A 12,833-nucleotide genomic window follows, 5' to 3' on the forward strand; every position below is an offset into this window, starting at 1 on the left:
CTAAGCTGCAGGCTCGGATGAGCGCTGCCGAAGGGAACTGCCGGGAGGCGGGGAGGTAACGGCGGTGTCACCGAGCAGCAGCGTGGGCGTGGTGCCCGCCGCCACTGTCACGGCAACCGCTGTGCCCACCGGATGGCGGACGCTGTGCGGCTGCCAGGACCGCAGGGTCCGCCCGGAGGCCAGCGTCACGTAGTGCAGCACGAACGCGCCGTGGTACTCGACGGCGGACACCCGGGCCGGGGAGGCCGGATCGGGGAGCAGCGCCACCTCGTGCGGCCGCAGCACCACATCAACGTCCACATCGGCATCGGCCCACCCGGGGACCGTGGAGACGACGCCGATCTCACAGGTCAGCAGGGCTCGGTGCACCTTGGCCGGGAGGAAATCGGCGTCGCCCATGAACGAGGCGACAAAGCGGGTGGCCGGCTGTTCAAACACCTTTTCCGGAGTGTCCGCCTGCTCGATGACGCCGCCGCGCATCACCACCACCCGGGTTCCCACGGACAGCGCCTCGGTCTGGTCATGGGTCACCAGGACGCCGGTGGTGCCGGCCTCCTTGAGCGTTGCCACGGTGTCCCGACGGACCTGGGCCCGCAGGGATTCGTCCAGGCTGGAGAACGGCTCATCGAGGAGTACGACGGCGGGCCGCGGGGCTAGCGCGCGGGCCAGCGCCACGCGCTGCTGCTCGCCGCCGGAAAGCTCGTGCGGGTAGCGGTCCGCCAGGTGGGAGAGCCGGACGAGGTCCAGTACTTCGCCGGTCCGGGCCCGGCGCTCGCCGCGGCCCAGCCGGTCCAGGCCGAACTCGACGTTCCCGGCCACGGTCATGTGGGGGAACAGGGCGTAGTCCTGGAACACCAGGCCCACCCGGCGCTGCTCGGGGTAGACAAACCGGCTCTGGTCGGCCACCACGTCGCCGGCAACCCGGATGGTGCCCGCGTTCGGGCGTTCCAGGCCGGCAGCGAGCCGGAGCGTGGTCGACTTGCCGCAGCCGGACGGGCCGATCAGGGTCACCAGTTCGCCGGCCGCGATTGCCAGGTCCACGGATTCCACGCCCACGGCCGGGCCGTAGTGCTTGCTGACGCCTTCAAACACCAGCGCAGCGGGAGCCCCGCCGTCGTTCTCGGCACGCGGTGCCCGGTGCGCCCTGATACTCGCACGGATGGTCATGGGCGGGCCTTTCGGTCAATCTCAGCCCGGCGGGCCTGCCTGACAAGGACGAGGACGGGGAGGATGGCGGCCGCGACAATGACCAGCGCGGGCAGCGAGGCCTTCTCCCAGAAGTTTTCCCGCGCCAGCTCATAGACCCAGACGGAGGCCGTGGTGAAGCCGAAAGGGCGCAGGAGCAGCACGATGGGCAGTTCTTTGACGGCGTCGATCGCCACCAGCATCAGGGCCACGGCAATTCCGGAGCGTGCCAGGGGGAAGTGCACGCGCGCCAGGACGCGGCGCGGGCCGGCGCCGAGGCTGAGGGCGGAGGAGGTGATGGTTGCCGGGATCTTCGTGAAGCTGGCGTCCACGGCCTGGTAGGCAGGGGCGAGGAACCGGATCACGTAGGCGTAGAGGATGCCCAGCACCGAGCCGGTCACGAGCAGCCCGGTGCCGCCGGGAACACCGGCCCGCTCCAGGGCGGTGTCCAGCGCGGCGAAGGAGATGAGCACGCCGATGCCCACCACGGCGCCGGGGACTGCGTAGCCGAACGTGGTCACCTGTGCCGCGGAGGAGGCGAAGCGTCCACCGTTCAGGCGCACTCCGTGTCCCACCGTCATCGCCAGGACAACGCAGGCCGCGGCGGTGACCGCGGAGACCAGGAGCGTGTTGAGGATGTACTCGCCGAAACGGGGATCTGCCAGGAAGCCCGGGTTCTTGGCCGCTCCGCCGACGGCCCAGGCCAGGAGCTGGATGACGGGGATCAGGAAGCCGGTGCTGACGGCTGCCGTGCATAAGGCCGTGGCTGCCCAGCCACGGCCGCCCTCGAGCCGCTTGGGCTGCAGGCCCTGCCCGCGGCCGCCCTGCCGGTGGTAGCGCGCCCGGCCGCGCAGCGCCCGCTCGGCAGCCAGGACCGCGACGGCGAACAGCAGGACCAGGACCGCCAGCTGCGTGGCCGCATGGAAGTTGAAGGTGCCCTTCCAGACCAGGTAGACCCCCACGGAGACGGTCTGGACGTTGAAGTACTGCACCGTGGCGAAGTCCGTCAGCGTCTCCATCATCACCAGGGACATGCCGGCGGCCAGCGACGGCCGGGCCAGCGGGAGCAGGACCCGGCGCAGCGTCCGGCCCTGCCCGGCGCCGAGGGTGCGGGCCGCGTCATAGGTGCCGGGGGAGTGCTCCAGGAGCGCCGTGCGGGCCAGCAGGTAGACGTAGGGGTAGAGGGACAGGGACATCACCAGCACGGCGCCCGGAAGGGAGCGGACTTCGGGCACCCAGATGTCCGCGCCCAGGAAGCCGCGGAGGGCCGACTGCACCGGTCCGGACACGTCGAAGACGGACAGGAATACGAAGCCCAGGATGTAGGCGGGCACGGCCAGCGGCAGGACCAGCAGCCAGACAAAGACATTGCGCAGCGGGAAACGGTAGGCGGTCACCAGCCAGGCCAGGCCGCCACCCACCAGCAGCGATCCCGCGGCCACGCCGCCCATCAGGAGCAGGGTGGTGGCCACCATGCCGGCAAGTCCGCGCGGGGGCGCGGTGCTGCCCAGGCTGCCAAGGCCGTCGAGGACCACGGCGAGTACGGGCGTGGCAACCACGGCGGCCACCAGGGCCACCAGGGCGGACCACGCCGGGCGGCCGGCACCGGCCGTCCGGCCGGGACGGCGCTTCGGCGCCCTCGACTGCGCGAGGACCGCCGTTTCGGTCATTTGTATCCGGCCTCGGCGAGCAGGTCGACTGCTTCGGCGTTGAGGTCGCCGTAGGCTTCAGCGTTCAGCGGCATCCGCTTGAACTCACCGAATCCTGCGATGACCGGTTCGGGCTTGGCCGCGGGGTTGACGGGGAACTCGTGGTTGGCGTCCACGAACGCGTTCTGTCCCTTGGTGGCGAGCCATTCGATGAGCCGCTGGGCGTCCTCGGCGTTGTCCGAACCCGCGACGAGGCCGGCGCCGGAAATGTTGACGTGGGTGCCTGCGCCCTGCTGGCTGGCCCAGTGGAGGTCCACCTTGAAGTCCGGCTTCTCCTCCAGCGTGCGGGCCAGGTAGTAGTGGTTGTTGATGCCCACGTCACAGGTTCCGGCGTCGATGGCTTCCAGCAGCAGGACGTCGTTGCTCATGATCTGCACCTCGTTGGCCACCCAGCCCTTGGCGATCTCCAGGGCCTTTTCGCGGCCGTGCAGGTCGATCAGGCTGGCCACCAGCGACTGGGTGTAGGAAGAAGTGGAATCGCGCATGCACAGCCGTCCCTTCCACTTGGGATCGGCCAGTCCGGCATAGGTGTCCGCGGCGTCGAACTCGGCGGGATCCACGGTGTCCGGGTTGTAGGTGACGGTGCGGGCCCGCATGGCCAGGCCGAACCACCGGCCCTGCGGGTCGCGGAGGTCCTCGGGGACGGCCTCGTTAAGCGCGGCGGAGTCGACGGCGGCGAGTTCGTCCTGGCGCGCGGCGTTCCACAGGTTGCCGGCGTCCACGGTCATGAACACGTCAGCCGGGCTGTCCTCGCCCTCGGCCTTGAGGCGTTCCAGGAGCTCTGCGTCGTCGCCGGTGATGAACTCCACGGAAATGCCGGTCTCGTCGGTGAACTCACCGAACGCGCCCTCAAGGTCGTAGTGGCGTGCGGAGTAGATCTGAAGATCGGCCGGCTGGCCGCCGATGATGCCGCAGCCTGTCAGGGCGGCCGCGACGGCGGCAAAGCTTGCGGTGGCTGCGATCAGGCGTCGAATGGGCACGGAGGGGGGCTCTTCTCACATGGGGGCGGGGTTCCCGCAAGGTAATTTAGCAAGGTAAGGCTATCTTAATTCGGCGTATTACCTTGAAATTATTAACTTGCGGGACCCCCGTGCTGCTTCGAGCTCCTCCCTACCGCTTACCGCCAGGCAATGTGGTAACCGCCCGGGCCCACATGGATGACGCCACCCTGGTAGTCCTGGGCCACGCTTCCGTCATTGCCTGTGGCGTATTCACCACTTGTGGGGTAGCCGAGGCGGCCCGATTCGTACCCGGTGGAGGCCCAGATGGTGCGAATGGCCCCGACGGAGATCTGGGCCCCGGTCTTCGCAGACCAGATGATGGCGCCGCCCTGGTAGTTCTGGAAGACCCCGCCATCCTTGAGGCCGCCTATATCGTCGGTGACCGGGTAGCCGAGCCTGCCGTTTTCGAAGCCCGTGGCTGCCCACCGGTCGCGGATTGCCCCAATGGAGATGTGGGCACCTGTTGTCGGCGAGTAGATGATGGCGCCTCGCTCGTAGTTCTGGAAGACCCCTCCGTCTTTAAGGCCACCAATTTCGTCGGTGACAGGATAGCCGAGCCTGCCGTTTTCGAATCCTGTGGACGCCCACTTCTCGCGGATTGCGCCGATGGAGATGTGGGCCCCTGCCGTCGGCGAGTAGATGATGCTGCCGCGCTGGTAGTTCTGGAAGGCCCCGCCGTCCTTGAGTCCGCCTACGACGTCGCTGACCGGGTAGCCCAGCGCGCCGTTCTCAAACCCTGTGGACGCCCACTTCTCACGGATTGGCCCGACAGAGATGTGGGCCCCGGTTGCCGGCGAGTAGATAATCGCGCCGCCCTGGTAGTTCTGGAAGACTCCACCGTCCTTGAGTCCGCCAATTTCGTCGCTGACCGGGTAGCCCAGCGCGCCGTTCTCAAACCCTGTGGACGCCCACTTCTCACGGATCGCGCCCAGGGTGACGTGGGCGCCTGATGCCGGCGAGTACATGATGCAGCCGCGTTCAAAACACTGATATCCGCCGTTGTCCTTGAGACCGTACACCTCCGGCGTGGTGGCTGCTCCAAGGGCGCCGTTCAGAGACTCCGCCTTGGCGGCGATGGGGGACTGCACGGGCCCGGCTGCGGCCGTGGTGAAAGTCCACGTCCTGTCAGTTGCCAACGCGTTGCCGGCGGCGTCCTTCACCCCGCTGTTGCCACCCTTGATCGTCGCCGTGTATTGAGTGCCGGCCGCCAGGTCCGCACCGGGGTTCAACGTCGCAACCCTGTCCGTGCCGTTGTACGTCACAGTGGCCGGCACCGCCGTCGTGCCTGCACGCAGCATGAACGTGCTCGACGTAACCGTCGCCGCGTCCATGCCCTCCGAGAATGTCCCCGTCACATTCGCCGTCACTGTCACGCCGGTGGCACCGGCAGCGGGAGCCGTGGCCGTCACCGTTGGAGGCGTGGTGTCAGTGCTGCCGCCGGTGCCTCCGGTGGGGTCAAAGTAGTGCCAGTACCGGCTTGTGGCATTCACATCGGCGAGCACCAGCAGGCCGCTGTTGGCAGTTCCCCAGGCCGCGCTGTTGACGTTCTGCTTGGTCGAGGTCACGTTGTGCGCATACTGGTCGGCATCCACGATGCGGGCCGTCTTCTCAGTAGTGAAGCTGATAGTGTCCAGCGGCGTGGACTTCTCGTAGATCGCTCCGCCGGAGGTGCTGCACACCCCGGCCTCCGTGGTGCCACTGGGCTTCGGGTAGGTGGCGAAGGTGCGGACCCTCTGCGCGTATTCATCGATCAGGATGATCACTCGGTTGGGACATTCCGATACCGTCGCTATGGTGTGCGCGCTCCACGTGGTGCCGTTCAATGCCAGCAGCTGGATCGACGGCTGGGACGCAGATGTATAGGACGTTTTGATGGCAGCGAAAACCCTTCCGCCCGCGGAGGCATCCAGCCATTTCAGGTAGATGTGGTCGTCACCGCTGCGCAGCCCGGACACGGCTGCAACAGGCGCGGTCCACTCTGAGGTCGCCGCTCCATCAATGTGGTAGCTCCAGTAGACGCCGTCGGTGGCATCCCCGATCTGCCGGCTCCACATCAGGCCCATCTTGTTTCCGTCGAACGCGATCAGGGCCGACGTGTCGTCCACGGAAACGTTGCCGAGCGCCGAAGGATGCGCGAACGGGGTTCCCCACGTGGCGCCGTCCGTGCCGGTGACATTGAGGTAGATCTGGTTGCCCTGCTGCCACGTGGCCCATACCCGTCCGGTCGAATCCTTGTCGATGGTCAGGAGTTCAACTTTGGAGTTGTTGATTTGCGTGGAACCCAGCAGCGTATATTTATCTGCGCCGGCGTCGTAGCTGTAGCGGCGCATGTTCGTTGGAAATCCCGGCTCGGCCGGCAGCCCGTCGTTTACGAACCGGTAGCTGGCGACGTACAGGGTTTTCCCGTCCCACAGCACGTCATGATGCGTATTTGCCCGCGTTTCGGTCATCACTCCGGTACTGGCCCACGAGTTCGTCGCCGGGTCGAACCGGAAGATTTCAAAATCTGAGGTGGCAGCGTTCCACAGGTTCCCCCACCAGGTCCCGTCGTTGAACCACAGGGAACTGTTCGCGCGCTTGGTACCCGTCGGCGTTCCCGTTCCCGCATGCGAGGGACCTTCAACCCCCACATCCCCTGTTTCAGCACTCGCCGGAACGGGTGCCACCAGGACGCCGCCCAAGACCACCAGGAGCGCTGTCAGTAACGTGTAGAGCCGCAGATCGGGCCGGCGCCGGCGATGAACAGTCGGATGATCATCCCCCCGCCTTACCTGTGCCCAGGAACCCCTGGAGTGTCTGCCACGCATGTTCTTACGAAGAAATGGAAAGTTCGCCAATTTTGCTCCCGGGCCTAGGACTGACACCGCTGATTCCCGGGTTTGTTCCTCATTGCCGGAGGCACATCCGAAACATACCGGGGTTTTCCCAATCGATGTCCCTATACTGCACGCGGAAAAACGCGGGCGGTCGGGCAGGGCGCAGAAATCGCAAAGTCTTGCGCTCGCCTTGACCCTTTCTTGAGGAGCAGGGGCGACAGTATTGGCACGCCGTGTAGCAGTGTGCGGCACTGCCCGGCCAGCCGGGCTGGGGGGACAGTCAACGGGAATCATCCCGAGGTCTCAAAACGTCCGCCGGCGCCTCCCCCGGGGCGCCGGCGGATACTTTCCTTAACGGCCTTGGCCCGCCTGCGAATCCGCGGCGACCCGGCCGCCGTCGAGCATCACCACCCTGTCCGCCCGGCCGATGTCCCCGGCGTCGTGGTTCGATTCCAGCACGGTCACCCCGCGCCGCAGCTCATCCTGGACAGCCGTGCGGATCAGCCCGTGCGCCCTGCTGTCCAGCCCCGCCGTCGGCTCATCGAGGATCAGGATGGGTGACTCCTGCGCCAGCCCCTGGGCAATCAGGGTCCGCTGCCGCTGCCCGCCGGAGAGCTCCTGCAGCTGCCGGCCTGCCAGGTCCGCAATTCCCATCCGTTCCATGGCGTCGGACACCTTCTGCCGGTCAGTCCGCAGCAGGGGGAGCAGTCCGCGCCGGTGCGGCCACCGTCCCATCTCCACTGCCTGGCGGACGGTGCACGGCATGGACTCGGGCATCCTGGTGTGCTGGATGACGAACGCCGGACGGGCGGCGGCCTGCACCGTGCCCCGCCCAGGCTTGAGGACCCCGGCCGCCAGGGCCAGCAGCGTTGACTTCCCGGATCCATTCCGGCCTGTCAGGACCGTGTGGGTTCCCGGCGCGAGGGCCAGCGACACGTCCTCCAGCACCTGCCTGTCGGGGTACGCAAACCCCACTCCGCTGAGTGTCAGCGTCTGCACGGCGCCGCCTTTCTTGTTGCGAATGAGTCTCATTTAATACTGTACGATGAACCGCGATGGAATGGTTACTTGATCCCCTGAATGCCTCATTCGTGCAGCGCGCCCTCCTGGGCGGCGGCCTGGTGGCGGTGGTGTGCGCCGTCGTCGGAACCTGGGTGGTGGTGCGCGGCATGGCGTTCCTGGGCGATGCCATGTCCCACGGACTGCTGCCCGGCATCGCCATTGCGGCGCTGGTGGGCGGAAACCTGATCGTGGGCGCGGCCCTTAGCGCGGCGGCGACGGCGGCCGGTGTCTCCGCGATTACCCGGAACCGGCGCATCTCGCAGGACACCGCCATCGGCCTGCTGTTCGTCATCATGCTCTCCACCGGCGTAATCATCGTGTCTGCCTCCGGCTCCTTCGCCGTGGACCTCACCGGGACTTTGTTCGGCGACGTCCTGGCCGTCGGAACGGATGACATCCTTGTGCTCGCCGTCGTCGGCCTCGTGGTCCTGGCGCTTGCGGCCGTGTTCCACCGGGCCTTCCTGGCGGCGGCGTTCAACCCGCAGAAGGCCGCCAGCCTGGGGTTGCGTCCCCGGCTGACCCACTTCGTGCTGCTTTGCCTGGTCACCCTGGCCGTCGCCTCGTCCTTCCAGGTGGTGGGGACGCTGTTGGTGTTCGGGCTGCTCATCGCCCCGCCCGCCGCCGCGCTGGTCTGGGCCACGTCCATCAGGACCGTGATGATCCTCGGCTCCCTCATTGGCGCCGCCAGTGTTGTGGCTGGCCTCTGGATCTCCTGGTACGCATCCACTGCCGCCGGCGCCACCATCGCCCTGGTGGCCGCCCTGTCCTACTTCGTCTCCGCCCTGGCCCGCGCCGCAGTCCGCCGCAAGCCTGGCACCGGGCCTGCGCCCGCCGTCGAACCATTCCCCTCGCTAGAAATGGAACCGCTTCCCCGTGCCCCGCACCACGCCTAAACTGTCCGCCCTCCTGCTCGGCCTTCCACTGCTGCTGTCCGCGTGCGCCCCGACCGGCGCCGAACCGCAGCCGGACGAAACCGCCACCCCGCACGGCTACGTCGCCGGGGCGCAGGAAAACCCTGAGCCGCAGACCGGCCTGCTCACCTTCAACCGGGAAACGGGGGAGGGGCAGCTGCTCTCCCTGCTCACCGGGAAAACGTCCGACGCCGGCAGCCACGGCCGCATCGACGCCGCCTACCAGGACGGCCGCTACGCCCTGCTCACCACGGCGGACGGCGTGCAGGTCTTCGATACCGGGGCCTGGACCGTGGACCACGGAGACCATGTGCACTACTACAGCGCCGAACCCGGCCTGGTTGGAACCCTGGCGGTGCCGGAGGCCGGGGCAATGGCCGGAGACGGCACATCCATCACGGTCTTCTCAACATCCGGCGGCTACGCCTCCGTGTACAGGCACAAGGACCTTGACGCCGGCACCGTGGCGGAGTCTGCACGGATAACCAGCACTCCGCATGACGGCATCGTGGTGCCGTACGAAGGGCACTTCCTGGCAACTGTTGCTTCCGGTTCCGCGGCAGGCGGGGTGGAAGTCCGTGACGCGGAGGACCACACCGTGCTCGGCGCACAGGACTGCGCGGGCCTGTCGGGCTACGCCGCCACCCGTGTTGGGGTGGTGTTCGCCTGCTCTGACGGTGCCCTGCTGATCACCGAGGAAGATGGCGCCTTCGCTGTCGAGAGGATTCCATATCCCGACGGCGGCGCCGGCCATCCGCCCGCGACGAGCCTTGGGCACCGTCCGGGCTCGAACGAACTTGCCGGGCCTGCAGGGGAGGACGGGGTTTGGCACCTGGACGTGTCCAAGCGGACCTGGACCCACCTGGCCTCCCCGGTCCCGGTTGCCGCAGCCTCGGCTGTTGGTGACAGGAAGCGGGTGCTGGCGGTCGGCGCCGACGGTTCCCTCCTCACCCTGAACCCCGCCACCGGCGAGGTGGCCGCCCAGGTTCCCCTGCTTGAGGCGCCGGCCGGGAGCGCGGTCCCGCAGCTGCTCATTGACGCCTCCCGCGCCTACGTCAGCGACCCCGCCCTTTCTGTCGTCCACGAGATCGACTACGCGGACGGGCTCCGCATCGCCCGGACCTTCGAGGTGCCTGCCGCCGGCCTCGTGATGGAGACCGGGCTGTGAGGCGCGGCGTCCTGGCACGGTTTGCCAGCGCACTTGTGGTGCTTTGCCTTGCGCTCAGCGGATGTTCCGCAGTCGCCGCCCAAAGGCCCACAGTGGTGGTCACCACCAACATCCTGGGCGACATCACCCGCAACCTGGTGGGGGACCAGGCGGAAGTGGTGGTGCTGATGGAAGCCAATGCCGATCCGCACTCGTTCGGCATCTCCGCCAAGCAGGCTGCGGTAATCGAGAACGCGGACCTGATCGTCCATAACGGTGGCGGCCTGGAGGAGGGGGTCCTTAACCACGTGGAAGCAGCCACGGCTGAAGGCGTGCCGACTGTGGTGGCGATGGACGCCGTCGAACCTTTGACGTTCACGCACGGCGACGCTGATGGATCCCGCCAAGGTGGCGGCGGCGCGGAGGACCCGCATTTCTGGACCGACCCTTCCCGGGTGGCAAAGGCTGCCGAGGCAATTGCCGGCAGCGTGCTGGAGCATGTAGACGGCGTTGACGCGGAGACCGTGCACTCGCACACCGCCGCGTATGTGCAGCAGCTCCACGAGCTCGAGGCGTCCATGGAGGCCAGCTTCGCCGGCATCAGCCCCGCCAAGCGGAAGCTCATCACCAACCACCACGTCTTCGGCTACCTGGCCCAGCGGTTCGGGTTCGAGGTAATCGGCGCCGTGATTCCGAGTGGCACCACGTTGGCCTCGCCGAGTTCCGCGGACCTAAACGACCTCACCGGCAAGATCCGCTCCGCCGGCGTGGTGGCCATTTTCGCCGACTCCTCCCAGCCGGAGCGGCTGGCCCAGGTCCTTGCCGCCGAAGCGGGCCTGGACATCGCCGTGGTCCCGCTGTTCACCGAATCGCTGGGGGCCGCAGATTCCGGCGGCGCCACCTACCTGGACATGATGCGTGCAAACACCGAAAGCATCACCAAGGCACTGTCGTAAGTCCCACCCGCACCCCTGACGAAGAGGAAACTCCATGCAACATCGCATCCCGCCCGTACGCCTGCTCGCTGCACTGGCCGCCGCCGGCCTGCTGCTCACCGGCTGCGCCGGCGCCACCCCGGCCGGAAGCACAGCATCCTCCGCCTCGGCTGCCGCGACCGTTGACGCGGCCACCCCGCGGATTGTCACCACGTACGACGGCGGCGTCCAGGTCCTGGATCCCGAAACCTTCGAGGTGCTCGGCGACTTTCCCATCGAGGGCTTCAACCGGATCAACCCGGCCGGCGACGGGCGCCACGTCATCATCTCCACGGCCAAGGGCTTCGAAGTCCTGGACACCGGTGTCTGGTCCGACGGCGGCAAGCACTTCGCCCAGGACCCGGCCATGACGGACATCGAGTTCCCCACCAGCAAGCCCGGACACGTGGTCCGGCACGAGGGCAAGACCATCCTCTTCAGCGACGGCACCGGAGAGGTGACCGTCTTCGAATCCGACGATCTTGCCTCGGGGCAGCCGGAGGTTGAAACCCACCGGGCGGAAGAAGCCCACCACGGGGTCGCCGTCGAACTCTCCAACGGCGAACTGGTCCTCACGCTGGGGAACGACAAAGAACGCCCCGGCATTGTGGTACTGGACAAGGACGGCAAGGAAACCACCCGCAATGAGGACTGCCCCGGCGTCCACGGCGAAGCAACCGCGGCCGGGGAAGCTGTGGTGATCGGCTGCCAGACCGGCGTCCTCATTTACGCCGACGGCGCCATCACCAAGCTGGACAGCCCCACCGAGTACGGCCGTATCGGCAACCAGGCCGGCTCGGACGAGTCTCCGGTGACCCTGGGCGACTACAAGCAGGACAAGGACGCGGAACTGGAGCGGCCTGAGCAGATCTCGCTGATCAACACCGAATCCAAGTCCCTGACGCTGGTAGACCTGGGCACCAGCTACAGCTTCCGCTCCCTGGCCCGCGGTCCGCACGGCGAGGCCCTGGTGCTCGGCACGGACGGTGCCCTGCACGTGATCGACCCGGAAACGGCGAAGGTGACCAACAGCTTCCCGGTCATCCCGGCCTGGGAGGAGCCCTTGAAATGGCAGGAGCCTCGGCCCACGATTTTCGTCAACGGCCACACGGCCTTCATCACGGACCCGAAGACCAACAGCATCCACGCGGTGGACATCGAGTCCGGCAAGGTCACTGGAACCGGCACGCTGGAGGACACCCCGAACGAGCTGACCGGCGTCACCGGCTGACCCCTGCGACGCTCTCTCACCTTTCGCGCCTAAACCCGTGACGCCCTCTCACTTATGGCGGATTTCCCGCGGACGCCCGCTCACCTTTAATTTCAGTCTCCTGGAGCAAGGTGAGCGGGCGTTCGCCTGAAGACGCAGGCAGGGGAGCCGGCGGAGTATCACAACGCCGCAATGCTTGTCCTCTTGACCGTGAAGGCAGCAGTGCCTAGCGTCTGCAGATGTGACCATTGTGTTCGGCGGAATGGCAGCAAGCCTCGACGGGTACATCCGCTCGGCCAGCGGGAACCTGTCGTGGCTGAATGACGCCATGTCGATGACTGAGGACTATGGTTTCGCGGCCACGGAGCAGCGCACGGGCGCCTACGTCATGGGCGCCAACACTTACCGTGAGGTGGCCGGCATGGGCGTGGGGGGCTCCGCCGTCCCCACCTACGTGGTCACGCATGACGAAACCCTTGCCACACCCAAGAACACACACCTGTTCAGTGGCGACCCGGGCGACCTGGTGGCCCGGCTGAAGGCCACGCTTCCGGCAGACAAGGATATTTGTGTCTATGGCGGCGGCCAGCTCGTAACGGAGTTCATCGAGGCCGGGCTGCTGGATGAGCTGGGGATTGCGGTCATCCCGGTCATCCTGGGTGGCGGCGTCCCGTTCTTCGGCAGCCTCGGCCAATGGACAAGGCTGGAACTGGCGGAGTGCCGGCCCTATCCCTCGGGCATCGTGCTGCTGAACTACCGCCTCCGGGCCGGCGCCGCCTGAGGGTAGGGGCGCGCATATGGAGCGGGCGTCCGTACGG

General features: G+C 67.3%; 10 protein-coding genes. 5 read left to right on the plus strand and 5 right to left on the minus strand.

The genetic code is table 11. The features are described from left to right. The 5 genes from AC5RT3_RS00355 to aztA all read right to left on the minus strand — a co-directional run bounded on the left by AC5RT3_RS00355 (position 1) and on the right by aztA (position 7,743). A complete protein-coding gene (locus AC5RT3_RS00355; RefSeq protein ID WP_494123247.1) occupies positions 1-1,167 on the minus strand; it encodes an ABC transporter ATP-binding protein in 1,167 nt (388 codons plus the stop codon). Continuing rightward, the gene (locus AC5RT3_RS00360; RefSeq protein WP_494123248.1) at positions 1,164-2,855 is read right to left on the minus strand and encodes an ABC transporter permease; all 1,692 of its coding nucleotides are present in this window, start codon (positions 2,853-2,855) and stop codon (positions 1,164-1,166) included. Before AC5RT3_RS00360 ends, AC5RT3_RS00355 begins: the two co-directional genes overlap by 4 nt. Continuing rightward, positions 2,852-3,874 (minus strand): extracellular solute-binding protein, encoded by a 1,023-nt coding sequence (locus AC5RT3_RS00365; protein ID WP_494051147.1) that lies wholly within the window; start codon positions 3,872-3,874, stop codon positions 2,852-2,854. Before AC5RT3_RS00365 ends, AC5RT3_RS00360 begins: the two co-directional genes overlap by 4 nt. A 137-nt stretch (positions 3,875-4,011) precedes the next feature. After that, positions 4,012-6,525, minus strand: a complete 2,514-nt coding sequence (locus AC5RT3_RS00370; RefSeq protein WP_494123249.1) for an Ig-like domain-containing protein — start codon at positions 6,523-6,525, stop codon at positions 4,012-4,014. 537 nt (positions 6,526-7,062) lie between these two features. After that, the gene (aztA, locus tag AC5RT3_RS00375; protein WP_494123250.1) at positions 7,063-7,743 is read right to left on the minus strand and encodes a zinc ABC transporter ATP-binding protein AztA; all 681 of its coding nucleotides are present in this window, start codon (positions 7,741-7,743) and stop codon (positions 7,063-7,065) included. Between the two features lie 23 nt (positions 7,744-7,766). Between aztA and aztB the strand changes: the two genes are divergently transcribed. The 5 genes from aztB to AC5RT3_RS00400 all read left to right on the plus strand — a co-directional run bounded on the left by aztB (position 7,767) and on the right by AC5RT3_RS00400 (position 12,796). After that, on the plus strand, positions 7,767-8,666 hold the full coding sequence (gene aztB, locus AC5RT3_RS00380) for a zinc ABC transporter permease AztB (RefSeq protein WP_494051144.1): 900 nt from the start codon (positions 7,767-7,769) through the stop codon (positions 8,664-8,666). Next, the gene (locus AC5RT3_RS00385) at positions 8,647-9,852 is read left to right on the plus strand and encodes a YncE family protein (RefSeq protein ID WP_494051143.1); all 1,206 of its coding nucleotides are present in this window, start codon (positions 8,647-8,649) and stop codon (positions 9,850-9,852) included. The genes aztB and AC5RT3_RS00385 overlap by 20 nt, the downstream gene beginning before the upstream one ends. After that, positions 9,849-10,787 carry a zinc ABC transporter substrate-binding protein AztC gene (aztC, locus tag AC5RT3_RS00390; RefSeq protein ID WP_494123251.1) on the plus strand — a complete coding sequence of 313 codons (939 nt, stop codon included), beginning with the start codon at positions 9,849-9,851 and terminating at the stop codon, positions 10,785-10,787. Before AC5RT3_RS00385 ends, aztC begins: the two co-directional genes overlap by 4 nt. A gap of 34 nt (positions 10,788-10,821) precedes the next feature. Next, the gene (gene aztD, locus AC5RT3_RS00395) at positions 10,822-12,036 is read left to right on the plus strand and encodes a zinc metallochaperone AztD (RefSeq protein WP_494051141.1); all 1,215 of its coding nucleotides are present in this window, start codon (positions 10,822-10,824) and stop codon (positions 12,034-12,036) included. A gap of 220 nt (positions 12,037-12,256) precedes the next feature. Next, positions 12,257-12,796 (plus strand): dihydrofolate reductase family protein, encoded by a 540-nt coding sequence (locus tag AC5RT3_RS00400; RefSeq protein ID WP_494123252.1) that lies wholly within the window; start codon positions 12,257-12,259, stop codon positions 12,794-12,796. The last annotated feature ends 37 nt before the right edge of the window (positions 12,797-12,833 follow it).

The sequence above is a fragment of the Arthrobacter sp. Y3221159 genome (assembly GCF_059089885.1).

Coding starts and splice junctions, on each gene's coding strand:
- aztA (WP_494123250.1), bottom strand. CDS start 7,743: ATGAGACTCATTCGCAACAAGAAAGGCGGCGCCGTGCAGACGCTGACA.
- aztD (WP_494051141.1), top strand. CDS start 10,822: ATGCAACATCGCATCCCGCCCGTACGCCTGCTCGCTGCACTGGCCGCC.
- AC5RT3_RS00360 (WP_494123248.1), bottom strand. CDS start 2,855: ATGACCGAAACGGCGGTCCTCGCGCAGTCGAGGGCGCCGAAGCGCCGT.
- AC5RT3_RS00355 (WP_494123247.1), bottom strand. CDS start 1,167: ATGACCATCCGTGCGAGTATCAGGGCGCACCGGGCACCGCGTGCCGAG.
- aztB (WP_494051144.1), top strand. CDS start 7,767: ATGGAATGGTTACTTGATCCCCTGAATGCCTCATTCGTGCAGCGCGCC.